The 19,803-nt window shown below is 28.7% G+C and carries 20 protein-coding genes and 2 pseudogenes; 3 read left to right on the forward strand and 19 right to left on the reverse strand.

Features of this window, described 5'->3' with window-relative positions; all coding sequences use genetic code 11:
- Nucleotides 1–13 precede the first annotated feature (13 nt).
- Nucleotides 14–568: a DUF2953 domain-containing protein gene (locus BUB83_RS04080; protein ID WP_073337172.1), complete on the forward strand. Its 555-nt coding sequence runs from the start codon at nucleotides 14–16 to the stop codon at nucleotides 566–568.
- A 44-nt stretch (nucleotides 569–612) separates the two neighbouring features.
- Nucleotides 613–1,089, forward strand: coding sequence for a GerW family sporulation protein (gene ytfJ / locus BUB83_RS04085; RefSeq protein ID WP_073337173.1), 477 nt, complete (start codon nucleotides 613–615; stop codon nucleotides 1,087–1,089).
- Here ytfJ and scpB read toward each other — a convergent pair.
- On the reverse strand, nucleotides 1,086–1,766 hold the full coding sequence (scpB, locus tag BUB83_RS04090; protein WP_073337174.1) for an SMC-Scp complex subunit ScpB: 681 nt from the start codon (nucleotides 1,764–1,766) through the stop codon (nucleotides 1,086–1,088). The two genes, ytfJ and scpB, sit on opposite strands and share 4 nt — an antisense overlap.
- Nucleotides 1,759–2,502: a segregation/condensation protein A gene (locus tag BUB83_RS04095; RefSeq protein WP_073337175.1), complete on the reverse strand. Its 744-nt coding sequence runs from the start codon at nucleotides 2,500–2,502 to the stop codon at nucleotides 1,759–1,761. Before BUB83_RS04095 ends, scpB begins: the two co-directional genes overlap by 8 nt.
- A 209-nt stretch (nucleotides 2,503–2,711) precedes the next feature.
- Between BUB83_RS04095 and BUB83_RS04100 the strand changes: the two genes are divergently transcribed.
- Nucleotides 2,712–4,070: a CCA tRNA nucleotidyltransferase gene (locus BUB83_RS04100; protein ID WP_073337176.1), complete on the forward strand. Its 1,359-nt coding sequence runs from the start codon at nucleotides 2,712–2,714 to the stop codon at nucleotides 4,068–4,070.
- A 271-nt stretch (nucleotides 4,071–4,341) separates the two neighbouring features.
- Here the strand turns inward: BUB83_RS04100 and BUB83_RS04105 are convergent, their stop codons facing one another.
- The 17 genes and pseudogenes from BUB83_RS04105 to xerA form a co-directional block, all read right to left on the reverse strand.
- Complete coding sequence (locus BUB83_RS04105) at nucleotides 4,342–5,697, reverse strand: PTS fructose transporter subunit IIC (RefSeq protein ID WP_073337177.1); 1,356 nt, start codon at nucleotides 5,695–5,697, stop codon at nucleotides 4,342–4,344.
- A 38-nt stretch (nucleotides 5,698–5,735) separates the two neighbouring features.
- Nucleotides 5,736–6,662, reverse strand: coding sequence for a 1-phosphofructokinase (pfkB, locus tag BUB83_RS04110; protein WP_073337178.1), 927 nt, complete (start codon nucleotides 6,660–6,662; stop codon nucleotides 5,736–5,738).
- A gap of 27 nt (nucleotides 6,663–6,689) precedes the next feature.
- Nucleotides 6,690–7,139 carry a PTS sugar transporter subunit IIA gene (locus tag BUB83_RS04115; RefSeq protein ID WP_159434045.1) on the reverse strand — a complete coding sequence of 150 codons (450 nt, stop codon included), beginning with the start codon at nucleotides 7,137–7,139 and terminating at the stop codon, nucleotides 6,690–6,692.
- 180 nt (nucleotides 7,140–7,319) lie between these two features.
- Nucleotides 7,320–8,309, reverse strand: a complete 990-nt coding sequence (locus tag BUB83_RS04120) for a substrate-binding domain-containing protein (RefSeq protein WP_073337180.1) — start codon at nucleotides 8,307–8,309, stop codon at nucleotides 7,320–7,322.
- Complete coding sequence (locus tag BUB83_RS04125; protein WP_073337181.1) at nucleotides 8,296–10,077, reverse strand: sensor histidine kinase; 1,782 nt, start codon at nucleotides 10,075–10,077, stop codon at nucleotides 8,296–8,298. Before BUB83_RS04125 ends, BUB83_RS04120 begins: the two co-directional genes overlap by 14 nt.
- Nucleotides 10,064–11,698: a response regulator transcription factor gene (locus tag BUB83_RS04130; RefSeq protein WP_073337182.1), complete on the reverse strand. Its 1,635-nt coding sequence runs from the start codon at nucleotides 11,696–11,698 to the stop codon at nucleotides 10,064–10,066. The genes BUB83_RS04125 and BUB83_RS04130 overlap by 14 nt, the downstream gene beginning before the upstream one ends.
- 149 nt (nucleotides 11,699–11,847) lie before the next feature.
- Nucleotides 11,848–13,026 carry a D-alanyl-D-alanine carboxypeptidase family protein gene (locus BUB83_RS04135; RefSeq protein WP_084133403.1) on the reverse strand — a complete coding sequence of 393 codons (1,179 nt, stop codon included), beginning with the start codon at nucleotides 13,024–13,026 and terminating at the stop codon, nucleotides 11,848–11,850.
- A gap of 108 nt (nucleotides 13,027–13,134) precedes the next feature.
- Nucleotides 13,135–14,010 carry a site-specific tyrosine recombinase gene (locus BUB83_RS04140; protein WP_073337184.1) on the reverse strand — a complete coding sequence of 292 codons (876 nt, stop codon included), beginning with the start codon at nucleotides 14,008–14,010 and terminating at the stop codon, nucleotides 13,135–13,137.
- A gap of 290 nt (nucleotides 14,011–14,300) precedes the next feature.
- Complete coding sequence (gene spoIIM / locus BUB83_RS04150) at nucleotides 14,301–14,927, reverse strand: stage II sporulation protein M (protein ID WP_073337186.1); 627 nt, start codon at nucleotides 14,925–14,927, stop codon at nucleotides 14,301–14,303.
- Nucleotides 14,928–14,993: 66 nt separating this feature from the next.
- A complete protein-coding gene (locus BUB83_RS04155; protein WP_073337187.1) occupies nucleotides 14,994–15,512 on the reverse strand; it encodes an NUDIX hydrolase in 519 nt (172 codons plus the stop codon).
- An 11-nt stretch (nucleotides 15,513–15,523) separates the two neighbouring features.
- Nucleotides 15,524–15,616, reverse strand: a pseudogene (locus BUB83_RS21500) (sporulation transcription factor Spo0A); the annotation flags it as partial.
- Nucleotides 15,617–15,827: 211 nt separating this feature from the next.
- A complete protein-coding gene (locus BUB83_RS04160) occupies nucleotides 15,828–16,031 on the reverse strand; it encodes a phage holin (RefSeq protein ID WP_073337188.1) in 204 nt (67 codons plus the stop codon).
- A 55-nt stretch (nucleotides 16,032–16,086) separates the two neighbouring features.
- The gene (locus tag BUB83_RS04165; protein ID WP_073337189.1) at nucleotides 16,087–16,764 is read right to left on the reverse strand and encodes an N-acetylmuramoyl-L-alanine amidase; all 678 of its coding nucleotides are present in this window, start codon (nucleotides 16,762–16,764) and stop codon (nucleotides 16,087–16,089) included.
- A 19-nt stretch (nucleotides 16,765–16,783) separates the two neighbouring features.
- Nucleotides 16,784–17,008: a hypothetical protein gene (locus tag BUB83_RS04170; RefSeq protein ID WP_073337190.1), complete on the reverse strand. Its 225-nt coding sequence runs from the start codon at nucleotides 17,006–17,008 to the stop codon at nucleotides 16,784–16,786.
- A gap of 26 nt (nucleotides 17,009–17,034) precedes the next feature.
- Nucleotides 17,035–17,319, reverse strand: coding sequence for a hypothetical protein (locus tag BUB83_RS04175; RefSeq protein WP_073337191.1), 285 nt, complete (start codon nucleotides 17,317–17,319; stop codon nucleotides 17,035–17,037).
- A gap of 3 nt (nucleotides 17,320–17,322) precedes the next feature.
- A complete protein-coding gene (locus BUB83_RS04180) occupies nucleotides 17,323–18,690 on the reverse strand; it encodes a phage tail spike protein (protein ID WP_073337192.1) in 1,368 nt (455 codons plus the stop codon).
- A gap of 21 nt (nucleotides 18,691–18,711) precedes the next feature.
- Nucleotides 18,712–19,707: pseudogene (gene xerA, locus BUB83_RS04185) on the reverse strand (site-specific tyrosine recombinase/integron integrase).
- Nucleotides 19,708–19,803 lie beyond the last annotated feature (96 nt).

Genomic DNA, 19,803 nt, shown 5'->3' on the forward strand with positions numbered 1-19,803 from the left:
AGGAGGACTATTTTTGAGAACATTAATTATAATATTCATTGTTTTATTTTTACCTTTACCAATTGTTTTAGGAGTATTTTTTAATGAAGATAAAGAATTCTTCTTCAAATTTTATGGATTCAAAGTTGAGTTTTCTTCATTAATGAACAAATTCAAACAAAAGAAAAATCATAAAAAAACAAAGAAAAATAAATCTAAAGATAAAAAATCTGAAAATAATACCTTAACAAATTTAAAAGCTTTATATTTTTCTTTAACAAAGTCTTATATAAAACCTTATTTATTTGTATCCCTATATAATGAGTACGGAGTTGGTGATGCTGCTTTAGATGGAATCATCTACGGATTGATTTTTGCCTTCAATGCTATCCCCTTGGCTTTGATAAAATCTATTATGAATTTAAAAATTTTAAAATTTCAAATTAACCCAGCATGGAATGAAGAGAAGTTTTTGATTAAATTAAATATTATTTTTATTTTTAATTTATTCATTATAATTTTTTTGCTTTTATTATTTTTTTATAAATCAAAAAAACTCAAGTCCCTAAAAAAATCATTGCCTACATAAATTTTTAAAAAAAACTATTAATTAAAAAGGAGATTAAACATAAGATGGATAACAATATAAATTCGATTATTAACATAACCATGGAAAATTTAAAAAAAATTGTAGATGTGAATACTATTATAGGTGATCCCATAGAAACTAAAGATGCCACAATTTTACCCATTTCAAAGGTTTGTGTGGGTTTTGCTTCTGGAGGAGCTAACCTTCCAGAGAAAAAAAATTCTTCTTTGAATGAAAATCCCTTTGCAGGCGGTTCTGGGTCGGGAGTGTCCATTAAACCTATTGCTTTTTTAGTAGTTAAAGAAAATACAGTTAGATTACTTACCTTAGATAAAAAGTCTAATTATGATAAATTACTAGAACAACTTCCTAATGCAATTGATCTTTTATCTAAAATAATAGACAAAAAAGATGGTAAAAATAATAGTTCAAAAGAAGAAAAAGATTCTTCCTCAACTGAAGAAGAAATAAATGAAGAATACATGAATGAAGACGAAATAAAAAAAGAGGAAGAAATTTAATTTTCTTCCTCTTTTTCTATAAGTTCATATTTTTCTGAATTAAAAATGCTATCTATATCTTCATCTACATCTAAATCTTCATCTACTGCAACTTCATCCTCTATATGCTCATTTATTTTTTCAATAAAGCTTTCTAAAGCAGGCATATCTTCAATATCCTTTAATCCAAAATAATTAAGAAATTCATCTGTAGTTGCATAAAGGATAGGTCTTCCTGGAACCTCTTTTTTTCCTGCTGCTTTTATTAAACTTTTTTCTATAAGAGTTTGAAGTGCTCTATCACTTTTAACCCCTCTTATTTCGTCTATTTCTACACGAGTTATAGGTTGTTTATATACTATAATAGCTAAAGTTTCTAAGGATGCTTTGGATAAAGATTGTCTAGTATTTGTTTTTAAAATTTTTTGTATATATTCACTATTTTCTGATTTTGTTCCTAAAGCATACTTATCTTTTAATTGTATCAAAGCAAGTCCTCTACTATTTTCCTCATAATTAATTTTCATTTTTGCTAATAATTCTTCTGTGAATCTTTCAGAACATTCAATAACAGAAGCTATTTCCTTTAAATTTATGGGTTCTCCGCTCACAAATAAAATGGATTCTATAACTGAAAATAATCTATCTTCATTATTAATCCCTTCAATTTGCATTTGATTTATTTTATAATCACTCATCTGTCAATACTCCTTCAATATAAATATCCTGATAATTTTTGTCCTGCAATACCTTAATAGTTCTAGTTTTAATTAATTCTAGCATAGCCATAAAAGTTACTACAATCTCTATTTTATACTCACAATTATTCATTATCTCTGTAAAATTCATTCGTTTATTTTCTTTTACTGCTTCCTGTAATTCCTCCATTTTATCTTCTATTTTATACCTATCCATTGGTATTTCCTTTTGAATAACGTTATTATCATTTATTTTCTCACTAAATCTGGAAATAATATCATTGTAAATTAAGAATAAATCTAAAATAGATACTTTTTTTAATAAATCTTCAATTGTTGGTTCTTCTTCAATTTCTATTATTTCAGCTTTCTTAAAAAATCTAACTCCTACTTCACTTTCCTTTGTAGCTAAAAAGTGAGACACATTTTTAAACTTATTATATTCTATAAGACGTTTAATAAGTTCCTCTTTTGGATCTGTTTCATCCTCTTCTTCTTCATTAAAACTTTTAGGCAAAAGCATACTAGATTTAATATATAGCAAAGTAGCAGCTATTACTATAAATTCTGAGGTTACTTCTAAATCCATTTCTTTCATTGACTCAATATATTTCAAATATTGATTAGTTATTTCATATATTTTTACATCATATATATCCATTTTATTTTTTCTAATCAAGTGAAGCAAAAGATCAAAAGGACCTTCGAAATTTTCAATTTTAATTTTTAATGACATGATTTTCTCCTTTAACTTATTAAATCCTTCACAATTTTATCATAAAATATAATATTTTTCATGCATAATAGACTAAAACATTTGTTATGAAGTATAATATAATTAATTCTACTTCTTTTATTATAAAAGACTCTTATTGTTTTGTCTATTTTTCGAATTTTATTATTTTATATTATTTAGCTAAGAAACTATCAAGGAGTGTGCAATTTATGAACTTTAATATAGAAATACCAAAAATTCCAGAATTAGCCATAAAAATGCTACTTGATTCTGGCTTTGAAGCAGGTGTGGTAGGTGGCTGTACTCGAGACGCACTTATGGGTAAGGTCCCCCATGATTGGGATATTTGCACCTCTGCTACTCCCCAGGAAATACAATCAGTATTTAAGAACTTCAAAATGATATTAATGGGATTAAAACATGGCACCGTAGTTGTGCTTATAGATAAAGAAAACATTGAAATCACCACTTACAGAATAGATGGTGATTATTCTGACGGCAGAAGACCTGATACTGTATGCTTTACTAGAAGCTTAATAGAGGATTTAAGCCGTAGAGATTACACTCAAAATGCTATATTCTATAATGAAACCCAAGGCATTATTGACCCCTTTAATGGACGCGCTGATATTGAAGATAAAGTTTTAAAATGTGTGGGAAACCCTGACATTAGATTAAAAGAAGATGCTCTTAGAATTATAAGAGGCCTTAGATTTGCATCTAAACTAGGATTTGAAGTAGAAAAATCTACAAAGATTGCTATGTTTAATAATAAAGAACTTTTATCCAAGGTTTCACAGGAAAGAATCACAGTAGAATTTGTTAAGCTATTACAAGGGCAAAATGCAATGAATGTACTTGATGAATTTCAAGAAATAATTGCTTATATTATTCCTGAAACTAAGGCTATGATGGGTTTTCAGCAACATAACCCCTATCACTGTTATGATGTTTGGCAGCATACTCTAGTTGCTTTGAGTAACTGCAATAATCTCATAGAAAAATTAACCATGTTCTTTCATGATATAGGAAAACCAAGTTGCTTTACTCTAGATGCCCGTGGTGTAGGTCATTTTTATAAACATCCTCAAGTTTCTTTTGAAATAACCACTAAAATTTTTAAAAGAATGAAATTTACCACTGCTGAAGGCATTAATAGCAATGACTTAAAAGATATTTTAGAGCTGATTAAATATCACGATTATCCTATTGAACCAAAGAAAAACATCATAAAAAAAGTTTTATCAAAATTGAATGGAAACCTAGTGCAATTTGAAAGATTGCTTTCAGTAAAAAAAGCCGACGCCTTGGCTCAAGCTCCAGATAAATTGAACCATAGATTAAAAGAAATTCAAGAAATAGAACTTATTTTTCATGAAGTTATAAAAGACTCCCCCTGCACAACTATAAAAGACTTAGCTATTACAGGAAGCGATTTGATTAACTTGGGCATACCTGTAGGAGAACAAATAGGAAAGATTTTAAAGGCTCTACTTGAACAAGTTATTAATGAACAAGTATCTAATGAGAAAGATATACTTTTAAAGGAAGCAGGAAAGTACTTATAAATACAACAATTACAACTTCGTTGTATGGATACCTTTCATTTTCATGAAAGCTTTAATTTAAACAAAAAAAATAACCCTAATTATAGTAGCTAAAACTAATATAACTAGGGTTTTTGACCTTACTAAATTCAAAGATTTTCGAAGAAAATCCTCCTTTACTGTACACTGTCAACTATCCTTTTATCTTTTAACCGTGAACTATTTTATAAATTTCCATACAATAAAAAAACCAGTAGAGTAAAATCACTCTACTGGTTTAATATTTTTTCTATTATAAAGCTTTTTTAGCGAAACCAACACATAAAGCTGATACTATTGAACCTGCTAAAATTGCAACTACATATAATGGCCAATTTCCTACTGCGAAGAATACGAAGATTCCACCGTGAGGTACTGATAATGTAGCGTTGAATGCCATTGATAAAGCTCCTGTAAGTGCGCTACCAATCATTATTGATGGTATTACTCTAATAGGGTCTGCTGCTGCAAAAGGAATAGCTCCTTCTGTGATAAAGCTTGCTCCAAGAACTAATGCTGCTTTTCCTGCTTCTCTTTCCCCTGTTGAGAATTTGTTTTTGAATAAAAGTGTAGCAATACCTAATCCAAGTGGTGGAACCATACCTGCTGCCATAACTGCTGCCATAACTGCAGAACCTGATCCTGCTACTAATGTTCCTGTTCCAAATGCATATGCTGCTTTATTAACAGGGCCACCCATATCAAAGGCCATCATTAATCCAATAATCAATCCTAAAACAACTGCGTTAGATCCTGACATATTTGTTAAGAAGTTATTCATAGCTGTATTTACTGCTGCTACTGGTGTACCTATTACATAGTATAATAATAAACCAACAATTAATGAACCTAATACTGGTATTACTAAAACTGGCATAATTCCTTGTAATGATTTTGGTAACTTAACGTATTTTTTAATAAGAACAACTGTATAACCTGCTAAGAAACCGGCAGCTAGACCACCTAAGAATCCTGCGTTAAGTGCTACAGCTACTGAACCACCAATCATACCTGGTGCTAAACCTGGTCTATCAGCAATAGAGTATGCAATATATCCAGCAAGAATTGGTACCATTAATCCAAATGCTGCACCACCTGCACCCATAAGGTATGCTGGCAAAGTACCCTCTGTTTGGAAGGCATCATAACCAAAGATAAAACTTAAAGCTATTAAAATACCACCTGCTACAACAAAAGGAATCATAAATGATACACCATTCATTAAGTGTTTATAGAATCCTTGTCTTTCTTCAGAACGTTGAGCTTTTAAATTTGATACTTCATCTGTTAAATCACTTGATTTATAAGTTTTTGATTTTAATGCTCTTTCAATCAATTCTCCAGTGTTTTTTAATGCTTCAGCAACTGGAACACTTATTAGTTTTTTACCTGCAAATCTGTCCATAGGTACTGAGGTATCACAAGCCAAAATAATTGCATCTGCGCTTTTAATATCTGCTGCTGTTAATTCGTTTTCTACACCTACTGATCCTCTTGTTTCAACTTTCACTTCATAGCCTTTTGCTTTAGCTGCTTGTTCAATTGCTTCAGCTGCCATGTAAGTATGAGCTATGCCTGTAGGACATGCTGTTACTGCTAAAATTTTCATGGTAATTCCCCCTTATAATTGTATAATTGTATAATTGCTTAAAATTTTAAAAGATTTATTTTTACTTTTTCTAAAAGACTTATTACATCCTTCTTTGAAAAAGTTTGCGTACCTTCTAAACTTACTGCTAAAGCTCCACATGCAGTGGCATATGCTAAAGCATTTTCATTTTCTATTAAACCATGAAGAAATCCTGCTAACATGGAATCTCCTGCTCCTACTGTTCCTTTTACTTCAACTTTTAGTGATTCAGCAAAATAAGCTTCTTCTTTACCAACTAATATACTTCCATCACCGCCCATTGAAACTAAAACATAGGTAATGCCGAAATCTTCAATTAACTGTTTACTTGCTTTAACTATTGATTCATGGCTTTCAAGTGAAACTTTTAATGCATTTTCCAATTCATGTATATTAGGTTTAATCAAGTAAGGTTTGGCCTTTAATCCCTTTAACAACAAAGCTCCATCTGCATCTAATACTGTTTTTGTTTTATCATTAATCTGGCTTATAATTTCATAATAAGTATTTTCATCCATTCCTTTTGGAATACTTCCGCTTAAAACCACAAATTCACTTTTAATTGCAAATTCTTTGATTAAATCAATAACTTCTTCAATTTCCTTATTAGAAACTTCAAAACCGCTTTCATTTATATCTGTTGTTTCATTATTGCTGGATTCAACTACTTTAATATTCAAACGAGTTTTTGCATCCACCATTTTAAAAGCTGTTTCAATGTTAACTTCTTTGAATAAAGCATTTGTTTCTTCATAATTCTTTTTACCCATAAATCCAATGGCTGTTGAAGTGCTGCCTAGTGAATTTAAAACCTTAGTTACATTAATACCTTTTCCACCTATATCTTCTCGTACGCTTTTAACACGATTCACTGCACCATTGTTTAATTTATCAACAATAACAGTTCTATCTATAGCAGGATTAAGAGTTACTGTAGTAATCATTCCTTTACCCCCTATTAATCCAATAATTTATATTCCGATATTACTTTCTTCTAATAATTTAATAATATCTTTTTCTGTTTTAGCTTCTCTTAAACCAACTCTAAAAGGTTCTTTCATTAATTGTCTAGCAAGACTAGATAAAATCTTTAAATGAAGAGTAGAGGCATCGCTTTCTGGAACACCTATTAAAAAGATTAAATCAACTGGTTCCCCATCTAAAGCTTTCCATTCAAGTGGATCTACGCTTGCAAACATAAAGAATGGTTCATTAACTGCATTTGTTTTTCCATGAGGGATAGCAACTCCAAATCCTACTGCTGTACTATATTCCTCTTCTCTTTTTAAAACTGCTTGTATATAAACTTCTTCATTATTAACTTTTCCATTAGCTGCTGCAACTTGAGCTAGTTGTTTTAAAGCATCCTCTCTTGAATCCGCTTTAAGATTTAATAATACTAATTCTTCACTTATAATCATTTTCATTCTCCTTTTTATAAATAATGTGTAACTGAAATTGTTTACTTCTTGTATTTATTATAAAACAATATTTTAAATAAAAACTTGAATATCTTGATTAGAAAATTGAATTTTCTGACCTATTGAATTTTTTTCATAAAAAAAAGAGAAACTTTATAGTCTCCCTTTGAATTGCTTATTTTATTCTTCTAAAAATGGTATCAGTAATCTTTGATTTTGGCTGTCAAACATATTTTCTTTGTTTATAAGAACTACATCTACATCTATTTCATGATACTCTTTATTGTTTTTTGAGAGTTCTATGGCTTCTTTTACGCTTAAATAGCCCATATTAAAAGGTTTTTGTGCAATTATTGCTTTTATAACATCTTCTTCAAGATAACCTGCTGCCTCTACACTAATATCAAAACCTACTAAAGTAATTTGGTCTTTAACTCCCAATTCTTTTATAGCTTTTGCCATTCCAATAAGAGTGGCTTCATTGGTACCAAACATACATTTCAAATCTGGATATTTTTTTATTAAGCCTTTAGTTTTTTCATAAGCTGTTGTAACATCATTATTACTGTATTGAATTTCATCAATTAATTGAATATCTTTATATAAACTTATTCCTTGTTTAAATCCTTCTTCTCTATTAAAAGCAGAAGAAGTCCCTTTAAGATGAGATACTATAGCAACTTCTCCTTTTCGCCCTATTAACCTTCCTGCCTCTTTTCCAAGGAGTTTAGCCGCTTCAATACTATTTGTTGCAATAAAACTATGAGGTTCTTTTATACCCACATCTGAATCTACAGTAACAAAAGTTATATTATTAGAAATCACTTTTTCAGCAACTTCTGTTAAATAATTATAATCGCTAGCTGCCAAAATAATTGCTTTAGGATTAATTCTAATTCCTTCTTCTACAAATTCAACTTGTGTATCTAGGTCAATTTCTCTTTCCGGTCCAACAAATATTAAATCAACCCCTAGTTCACTAGCAGCAACTTTTGCACCATTTTCAACACTACGCCAAAAGGTGTTGTTTTCAGAGCTTGTTTTTGAAACAAAATAAATAATTTCATTTTCCTTATCTTCTGGATTCATTAAGAAAAACATATTATATAGAAGAATAGATAGAATAGCAATTACTGTTATAAGAATATAAGGAAGTTTATTTTTTTTCATTAGAATCCTCCTTCTCAACCTTCTCTTTAGGTAGCAATATTGTAACTATAGTACCCTCAAAAATCTCGCTTTCTATTGCTATTCCATACTCTTCCCCATAATACAGCTTTATCCTTTGATCCACATTTCTAACCCCAATACCTGTTTTCTTGGTTTCATTAGCTGAATTATCTTCTAAAAGTTGTTTGCATTTTTCTTCTTCCATGCCTACCCCATTATCTTCAACTATAATACAAATTTTATTATTTACATCTTTCACTTCAATATTAATAAATCCTGGTCCCTGCATAGTTTTGATTCCGTGGTAAATAGCATTTTCTACAATAGGCTGGATAATAATCTTGATAATACTATATTGTAAAAGTTCTTCCTGTACCTTTATATCATAATCAATCTTTGAGCCATAACGAAGTTTTTGTATCTTTAAATAACTTTCAATATGCTCTAGTTCTTGAGCTATGGTTATAAATTCAGAACCTCGATTTATACTAATTCTAAAAAGTTTTGACAAAGAAGAAGTCATAGCTACCACATCTTCATTAATGCCTGCTTCTGCCATCCACACAATTGAATCAAGGGTATTGTATAGAAAATGAGGGTTTATCTGAGACTGTAGAGCTTTTAATTCATACTTTCTCTTTGAATTTTCGGTTTTCTTATTTTCTTCAACTAGTTTCTTAATTTCTACGGTCATATCATTAAATTCATCCGCTAATTCCCCTATTTCATTACCATGTTTAACTTGTATAATAGTATCCAAGTTTCCATTTTTAAATTGATTCATTCCCTTGAGCAAATCTTTTATAGGATGTAAAAACTTTCTTGAAATAATTAAAGAAACTAATATTGCTACAGCTAATGATAAACCAATCATTATAGAAAAAATTTGTTTTGTTATATATTTGTATTTATTTACTTCATCCTCATAAACAGTCCCCACAATCTTCCATCCAGAGTACTCGGAGGTGGCTACTATATAATTTTTAGTTCTATCATTTTCAATAGTTGAAATATATCCATCTTGTGACCCTAGTATGAAATCTATATCTTCATCTTTTATTCCGCTATTGATAAGTTCATTTTGGGGATGATAAATTATATTACCCTCACTGTCCACTATAAACATATAGCCTTTTTCTCCAAGACTTAAATTGTTTAACATGTCATTAATTAAATTGAAATTTAAATCAACCACTGCAACTCCTAAAAATTCACCTGTTTCCTCATCTAGAATCCTTTTACCACAAGACACTACCCACTTATATCTTTTAATTAATATATTTTGTATATGAGAATCTGAAATAATCATTTTATCTGTTGTAATTGAATTTTTATACCATTCTTCATTTTTGTAATTAACATTAGGTTTAAATTCATAATCGCCTTTATTTACAATAATATTTCCATCTTTGCGGAGAAGAAAAATATTTACAATATCATTTCTAGACACCATAAAATTATTAAGTTTATCAGAAAGAGTTTCCTTCATCAATATTTCTTCATCACTTATTTTAAAATATTCTTTAACATCCTCAGTAGATTTAAGAGTATTAACAGTGTTTTCAATATTCCTTAAATAATACTCTATATCATAATTAATCTGTGTAACCAATTGAAATACATAATCATTTGTATTTTCTTCAACAGTTCTTGTAGTAAAAGCATAAGAGGTAAACCCAATAATACTAATCATTAAAACTATAACTATAGAATAAGACAAAGCAATTAAGGTTTGAAGACTTGAAATTTTACTTTTACTCCACTTCATTGTTATACCCACTTTTCTTGCGCCATACCGAAGGTGTTACATTAACATTTTTCTTGAAATTATAGCTAAAGTAATTAGGATCTTCATAGCCTATATCTCTTGATATTTCATACATTTTTTTAGTAGTGTTTGCTAGCATATATTTTGCTTTATCCATTCTTACATTAGTTAAATAGTCTACAAAGGTTATCCCAGTGGTTTTTTTAAACAGCCTACTAAAATACCCAGGACTTAAGAATAATTCCTTACATATTTCTTCCAAGTCTAGAAAAGGATTAGAATAATTTAATTCAATATAATCACAAGCTTCTTTTACATAATTTTTTTCATCTTTTTCTCTAATATTTCTAATTTTATTTGACAATTTTTCGCATAAATCTATATAATAATTCTTTATCTCTTTATAATCATTCATTTCAAATATTTTGCTAAATATAGCAAATTCCATAATTTCTTCCTGTTCCTCTGTGGAGCGAATATCATTATATGCTTTATATATAGATATAATCATTTTAAGTAACAAGGTTCTAAAGTCATTAATATCAATATTTTCATGTTTTATTACTGAAAAAATGTACTCTATATTTTTTTTTAAGGTTTCTAAATCTCCTACTTTTATAGAATACTCTAGTTTCAATAATTGCTCATCTATTTTATGAAAAGCAAAAGAAGATTTCTTTTCTATATTGGATTTAATTATAATTTTATCGCTGCCTTCTAAAACCTTATATTCTAATGCCGTTATTGCATCTTTATAAGCAAAACGCAAGTCAGAAAGCTTTTTATGATGGTCGCTTAAGCCGATAACTGCTTGCATATGAAATAATTTATGAATATAAAAAGCAATTTGTTCTAAACACAAAGTCAATTCATTTAAGTAATCTTCCTCAGGATAATCTTCACTTTTAAAAATCATACAAACTTGGTTACCTGGTCCAAAGAAAATTATATCTTGATTAATATTTTCTAAAAGTTCCTGTGCTACATTATAAATGGCAAATTCTAACAAAGGTCTGTCCTTACCCCAGAATTCTTTTTCAGTTTCACGCACATCTTCAATAGTCATAACCCCAACAGTATAATAATTTGCTTGTATATTAACGCTTAATTCTTCTTCAAGATTCTCTAGGTTATAGGGTTGATTGTATCCTAATACTAAATTCATAAAAAATTTATTTTTGAGGAGTTCTTTACTTTCATTATACTGTTGTCTAAGTAATTCAATATTTTTTTGGTTTGCGAATTTTTCATCCATCTCTATCTTAATAGCCTCAAGGGTACTCCTAAATTCATTTGCAGTTATGGGTTTTAATAAATAGTGGGAAACATTTAGATTAATAGCCTTTTGAGCATATTCAAATTCATTATACCCTGTTAAAATAACCATTTTTACTGAGGGCATGATTTTTGTAACTCTTTTACATAATTCAAGCCCCGTCATAAAAGGCATTGAGATATCCGTAATAATTAAATCTACTTGGTTATCATCAAGATATGCTAGAGCTTCTTGTCCATCCCCTGCTTCATATACCAATTCAAACCCTAATTGATTCCAATCAATTAACCGACAAATAATTTTTCTAATAGGTTCTTCATCTTCAACAATTATTACTTTATACATAACCTTATCCTCTCTAGTAAAAATATTATTCATTTAAGTCACAAATTTACTGAAACTTCTTAACTCATATTGTATCATAATATGCTAAAAAAATTTACATTTCCATAAAAAAAGCTCTATTTCAATAAATAGAACTTTCCTTCACAACTTTATATTGCTTTGTCAAATAATCCTTCGAGATTTTCTTTGAAAAATTGGAATATTCCTTTAGTTTTAATAGTTCTGTCACTATAAACTTTAATCTTACCTACGGAAAATCCATCGATTATTATTTCACAAGTACCTATGACTTCCCCTTGATTTATCTCTTTTTTAGATAAATCTAAATCCAATTTCTTTTCTATTTTATTCTCTTTTCCTCTTTCTAATATAGTTGTGAAGTCTTCACTTGCTTTTGCTATTAAAAATTTATCCCCTTTTTTATTTAAAGGCACTTGTTCTATTTCACTATCTTTATTGATTATAGCTTTTGCTTCAAATTTTGAAAATCCGTAATTCATAAGCAAACTTGCATCTCTATTTCTTACTTTGTAAGATGGAGCCCCCATTATTATAGCAAGCATTCTTACATTGTCTTTTGTAGCAGTAGCCGAAATACAATATTTAGCTTCATTTGTGAACCCTGTTTTTAGTCCATCACAGCCCTTAAAGAACCTTACAAGTTTATTATGGTTAACTAATCCTATTGGGTTCAATCTTCCCTCTGAAATGGTCTCCATATAGGTTCCTGTATATTTTAATATATCTTTATGTTTTATTAATTCTCTAGACATTATAGAAATATCAAAAGCTGAACTTAAATGTCCTTCTGCAGACAAACCATGGCAATTCTTAAAAGTAGTATCCTCCATTTTTAATTCTTTAGCTCTTTTATTCATTGTTTTTACAAACGCATCCTCGCTACCTCCAAGATACTCAGCTAATGCAACTGCTGCATCATTTCCTGATGCTATAGCAACACCCTTTAATAATTCTTCTACAGTTCTAACTTCCCCAGTATCTAAAAGCATAGAACTACTTCCACCTTTACCAGCCATTTTAGCTGTCTCACTTACAACAACCTCATCACTTAATTTTATTTTTCCACTATCCACTGATTCCATTGTTAAAAGCATGGTCATAATTTTAGTTACAGATGCAGGTGCAAATTTTTCATGGGAATTTTTCTCATATATTATTCTCCCTGTGCTAGGTTCCATTAATAAAGCTGATTTAGCTTCCACATCCAAATCCAAATTTGGGGAGTCAGCTAAAGCTGATAAATTAGAGAATAATGATATCAATAGAATAGATATTATAGTTATTGTAATTATTTTTCTTTTTTTCATCATTTGTATCTCCTTCCTTTAATCTTTATAGATTTATTTTTACCAAATTTGAATATATTAATCTTAGGTATAATTACCAATTCAAAAAAATATAAAAAAACGCTCATCCTAAGCTCTAGGATGAGCGTTTTTGTAAACATCCATTATTTTTGATTTTTTAGAAACAGAAGAATAAATTTGAGTACTAGTTATGGTTGTATGTCCCAACAATTCCTGTATAGACTTAATATCTGCACCATTTTGAAGTAAATGAACCGCAAAAGAATGTCTCAATATATTTGAGTCTATTTGCTTTTCAATATTTAACATAGCACTGTACTCTTTTATTATTTTCCAGAATCCTTGTCTTGATATTTTCTTACCTTTTAAATTAAAAAATAAGTCTTCACTTTTATAAAAATTAATTTCTGGTCTTACTTTTAAATATTCTTCTATACAATTTGATGCATAGCTTCCTATAGGAATAATTCTTTCAAATTTATTGTTTTTACATCGAATATAACTTAGTTTCAAATTTACATCAGATATTTTTAAGTTTATAAGTTCAGTAGTTTTCATACCAGTAGCATACATTACCTCAAGCATTGCTTTATCTCTAATTCCTTTTAAAGTTGAGCCATCAGGCATATTTAATAACTTATCCACTTCTTCCACCGATAAAATTCTAGGCATATTTCTTTTAGATTTTGGATTTTCAAAATTAAAAAGAGGACTTTGATCTACTATATTTTTATTTACTAGATACTTATAAAAAACTCTTAAAGTAACAATTATTCTTACAATAGAAGAATTTGCTTTATTTAAGCTTCTTAAATGCTGAACAAAAGCCATTACTGATACTTCATCTGATGAAATAAAATCTTCCTTTCTTGTTGAAAGAAAATCCTCATACTTCACTAAATCTCTTTTATATGCCTCTAAAGTGTTTTTACTTAAATTTCTTTTTTCACCATTTTTTATAAAATCATTTATGTATGTGCTCATAGAACTCCTTTACCTTATTTCTTTTGTGTGATAAATTCCCTTTTTATATAATAAAATAAATTTTAAATATTTTAACAAATACTTCCATTATATTGCAATTCAATTTGTAATATTTAAAAACAAAAACAGCATTGTTGTAATTTCTGTTTTTAATAAAAAAACTAGTTAATATAAAATCAAACACTACAGGCAAAATTACTGTGAAAAAATATAAAATTAAAATACATTTTATAAAAAGTATGAAAAAGTTCACTATTGAAGTTTTCAAACTTAGACCCCCCTTTATAAAACTAAACTATTAGTTTGATTATATTGGGTGTTATAAAAGCCTCCAATAAAAAACCTATACACATAAATATAATTATTGCTACAAAGGTGCTTGTATATGACAGTATTTGTACTGCCAAATTATCTTTTGAATTTTTATAATTATTTTTATTCAATGAATTCAAAGAAAATTCAATGGAGAATACTGAGGCTAAGATAATGCAAGGTATGTATATTATATTTTGGGGAATAACAGTTAATAATGATATTCCTATTCCTTGCACACCTAATTCCTTCATTAAAAAACTTATGGTAAATCCAACACTAAATCCTTTAAACAAATCCATTACTAATATCAAGGGCATACCTACCATAGTTAGCCCTAAAAACCAAATGATTATAATTACCGGGATATTATTTTTTATAGTTTGAATCAATACTTCAAGATTTTTCGCATCACTTTTGTCCACGGACACCATAAAATTTGATAAATAATTAGTTAAATCATTTCTTTCAAAGGACCCCATGTATTTTACAGCATATATACCAAGTACAATACCTGTGCATAAGCAAACCAATACAATGATGTACAACACTAGATTTTCACTAATCTTATTCTTTAAATCAAAGTTAGTAATAAAGTTTTTCATATTTTATCCTCCTTAAGTTACTTCACTAATAATAAGTATGTAAAACTTAAGGATAATATTCAATTTTTATAAATACATTAAAGCACAAATTGTTTTAGAATCTATGATTTCACCATCTTTTATCATTTCTTTAACTTCACTCAATCTATACTCTTTCAAGTTTATAAATTCGTCTTCATCACATCCAATAGTACCTTTAATCAAGTCTTCTGCTTTATATAAATATATATATTCGTCAGTGTAGCCTGGAGATGGTACTATTTTTCCAAGATAAGTGAATTTATTAGCTTTATACCCTGTTTCTTCCTCTAATTCTCTTCTTCCACACAATTCTATGTCTTCATTTTTTTCTAGTTTTCCAGCTGGTATTTCTAAAATAATTTTTTCAATAGGACTTCTAAATTGCTCTATTAATAAAAGAGTGTCTTTATCCTTAAAAGCTAAAATAGCTACCCCACCTGGATGGTTTACAATTTCTCTTGATGCTTGTTTACCATTTGGTAATAATACTTGTTTTACAGTCAAATCTATAATTTTACCTTCAAATTTTACTTCGGATTCAATTGTAGTTTCTACTATATTCATTATTTTCTCCCTTAGCTTACCTTATTTTTTAATCTTAGCTTATCAGCAACCATTGCTATAAACTCAGAATTTGTAGGTTTTCCTTTTCCATTAGAGTATGTGAAAACCTAGCAAACAAGCCACTTATCAAATTATTTATTAGTTTGAACTATTTTCATTTTTTTTGTGTTTATTGGTTTATTCATATATATTTACTGATACTTCTATTTTAACCTTTTTTATATGTGTTAGTCAATTTTAATTTTGAAAAATTTAGAAATTATGTTTTAGTAAACAAAAAAAAGACTAATGCAATATATGCACTAGCCTAATTTATTATTTATCGTCTTTAAATCCTGCATTTTCTGTACTAGGATTATTAACTAATCCCAACAATATAACTATTCCTAAAATACTATTAGAAACTTCTGTATAATTAGAAGGCAATATATCTAATCCAAAACTTTGACATAGCATTGGAATTAATGCTATTACAGAAACCCATAACATTTTATTTTTTAATCTATTTTTTATATCCATTTTCCCATCCCTTTCTATATAGTAACTCTATACTGACTCTATATTAACTATATACTTACTTAATACTTTCTATATACTTACTTGCTGCAAACTCTGTATTCTTACCCCAAATATTATCTTCTGCTAATGCTTTACCATTTGCACCTAGAAAATTATATTTATTAAGTAATTTTTGTAAATCTAAAACTTTATTATCCTTTTGAGGAACAACAACAACTTTCTCTTTAACTTCTTTACCAGTTATACCAAGCACTATTGCTCTTGCTAATTTATCTGCATTATATAAAGCCATATCTACATTACTATCGCAAAAACATGGTTCTATGATAACGCAAGGTGAATTTGTATGTTTTAACATATATAAACCTCTTCTATCTGCATAAGCACCACGATTGCCAAAACCTAGTTTAACTATTTCTGCATTAATTTTTTCTGCATATTTCTTGCCTGTCTCACTAGAGGGATAATAAATACACTCCGTTCCATGAGCCTTTCCATTAAATGCATTAACATGGCAATCTATAGTAAGGTCATATTTTTTCTTATTCTCTTCTTTACACCTATCAGATAAATAACTTGCCCCTGTATCTTTGCTGATTACATCTACAGTATGCCCTTGCTCTTTTAAATATTTTACAACTAAAGGCGCATATTCTCTAATCATATCAAATTCTTTTCTAATTCCTACTGCACCTTCATTTTTAATATGTCCATAACTTACTGCTATTAACATTTATATCATTTCCCTTCTATTATAATTTACTAAAAATGTATGTAAAAACAGGGATTAGAATTGTAATAAACAAGCCTAGTCCCCACTTTATCGTACCAATAAAATCTCTATTCGATTGTGCTAAATCTTTAATACTGCTGCATAACTGTTCTATCTGCGTTTCTTGTCTAATTGTTTCTTTTTCTGTGCATCTAATTCTGCTTTCGTGATCTTCTAGTTTTTCCACGATATCATCTCTTTCCAATTACTACCACCTCTGTCTTATTTAATTTATGCCAATTCTATTCCACTCACATAATAATTAACTTCACCGCTTGCTTTAATTGTTTCTGTATTTGCTATTACTAATGCAAGATGTATAATTATTGTTTCTTTTGCTTGAATGTCTACATTATATACTTGCATATCTGCAAATTTTATAGTTGCATTTTTCGCAGTAGAAACATTTGTATTATGCAAAATTATTTCTTTAATAATAGTTGTTTTTGTTGCAGTAAATAATGTAGTTTCTGTTGTTCCTAGAGTTCCTTTTGCTAATCTTTTAATTGTGTCCACACATTACACCCCCATATATTTTAGATATTTTATTCTAGTTAATTCGCTTTCTACTGTGTCTAAATCTGTTTGAGATGCTTTTAAACCTATCAAATTTAGTATAGTTGTAGAAAAATTAGGGTCATTTCCTAGTGCGTTTGCCAACTCATTTAGTGTATCAAGTGCAGAAGGAGAACTGTCTAATAATTCATAAATAGCGTTGTCTGTATATGAATTTGCATTGCTTTCTGCTGTATCCCAAATATTTTTATCGTATGTAGTAACATGTATATCTGTACTGTTTAAGTGATCTGTAATTATATCATCTGAAACCGTTAAATCACTTTGAATTTCTTCCACTTTACTTTCTACTGTAGATACTCTACTTTCTGTACTATTTATAGAAGTTGCTAAAGTGTCTACATAATCACCCAAATAAATTTTTGTATATTTATCCAACAATACATTTTTAGTAGTTTTAATAATCCTCGCTGATAAATCTACGTTGAATATTTGATGTCTAATAATAACTGTATCGCCAAGATTTAAGTTTAGCATATCTTTAAATTTAGCATATTCTTGTGTATTTTTTAATTCTGCAAAATCTACCTCATATGATACATTAGGTATATCAATACTTCCCCACAACTTTTCAGCTTCATTTTTCAACTCTGTTTTGGTAACTACGTCGAAACTATATTCTTTTGTAAATGTAATGGGGTAATCAGCAATTCGTGGACTTTCTAAATAAATCTCGTCTAATTCTAAACCATCTTTGCCTACAGGGTGCATTTTAGTACAAAGCGTTGAATAATCTATCTTTTGCTTAAATCCAATAATATTTTTTGCATAAGATATTAAATATCCCGTGTTAGTACCTAAATTTTCTTTAATGCTTATATTAAAATTATCTCTGTAAAGTTCTCCACCCCAACGACTTAATATTTTGTCGAATATACCTTTAACGGGGTTTTCTCGAATAAAATAAGCTGTATTATTACCCAAATTACTACAAGTTGTAATAGTAAATCTAGGGTTTATTGCTGTGCATATTTCTAAAGCTTCTTGTACTGTTTTGGTGTCTGCTCTAGCATCTAAATTAAAATCATATAACAAATCATAGAAAATGTGTTTTGCTTTAATAATAATTGTAGCACCATTATTTTGAGTATTTTCTAAATAAGGAACTCTAAAAAGTTGTCCATCTGCTTTAATAATTGCTAATGATTCAATTCTTTTGTATTTCTCTCTTTTATCTCTTGTAACTTCTAAATCTAAATAATAATCTCCATTCAGCTCTTGTGTTATTTCTGCTTTTGTAACTATATCGTCTATTACACCTAGTCCATTGTTTTCAAAATCTGTTGCAAATGGTGAATATAATATTATCAATTTCTCACCTACCTTAGCTTTTTAAGCTGCTGTTCTTCTATATGCAATTTGTATTGCTTCTGAATTAATTTGTGCATATATTTGTGTTGTGCTTGGGTTCTCGTGTCCCATTAAAGCTTGTAATACAGTTAATGGCATACCTGCTTATAATTTTAATGTGGCGAATGTATGTCTTAATAAATGTGGATATATTGCTTTATTTATTTTTGTTCTACTAGCAACATTAGATATTTCTTTTTGAATACTTCTATTACCAAGTCTAGCAAAAGAGCCTTTAGTAGCAATAAAGAGTGCATTACTTTCACCTTTTCTACTTTGCAAATAATTCTTTAATAATAATTTTGCCTTGACTGAAAAATAAACTTTTCTCTCTTTATCCCCTTTTCCAATTACCCTCAAGGACATTTCGCTCCAATTAATATCTTCCACATTTACATCTCTTATTTCTGATAACCTACAGCCTGTGCTATATGCAAATTCTACTAATGCTTTCTCTCTATCTGTTATACAAGCACTTCTTAATAATTCCAATTCTTCATCTGTTAAAGCTTCTCTTAATCTTTTACTTACTTTAATAGTATTAATTTTATCCATTGGATTTTTTTGAATATATTCTTCTCTCTGCAACCAGTTAAAAAAGCTTTTTAATACTGAACGAATAGTATTAAGTGATGTATTTTTAATAGTTTTAGATTTCCAAGCCAAATACATTCTAATATCTGCTGTATTTATTGAAGAAACTGGTTTATTAATTTTATCTGAAAAGCAAGTTAGGACATTGATATAGTTATCTAGTGTTCTTTGGCTTAATCCATCTAATCTTTTAATTGCTATGTAATAGTGAATTTTTTCATATAAATCTGATACTATTAAGCTTGTTTCTTTTGTTGTTACATCGTATAGATATAACACTTCCTCAATTACACCTCTTAACTTTAATTGATCTGTTAAATTCAAATCTGTTTTACCTAGTATTTTTATTATTACCTCTTCATTACAATTTTTATTTTCCCCCATGTGTTTCCCCCTAAATTAAAGAAACCCCTAACAATTTATGCTAGGAGTTCATTATTTTTATTTTATTTTTATAACTCTATTTCTTGTCTTAGTTAG

The organism is Clostridium grantii DSM 8605 (assembly GCF_900129965.1).
Lineage (GTDB): Bacteria > Bacillota > Clostridia > Clostridiales > Clostridiaceae > Clostridium_AF > Clostridium_AF grantii.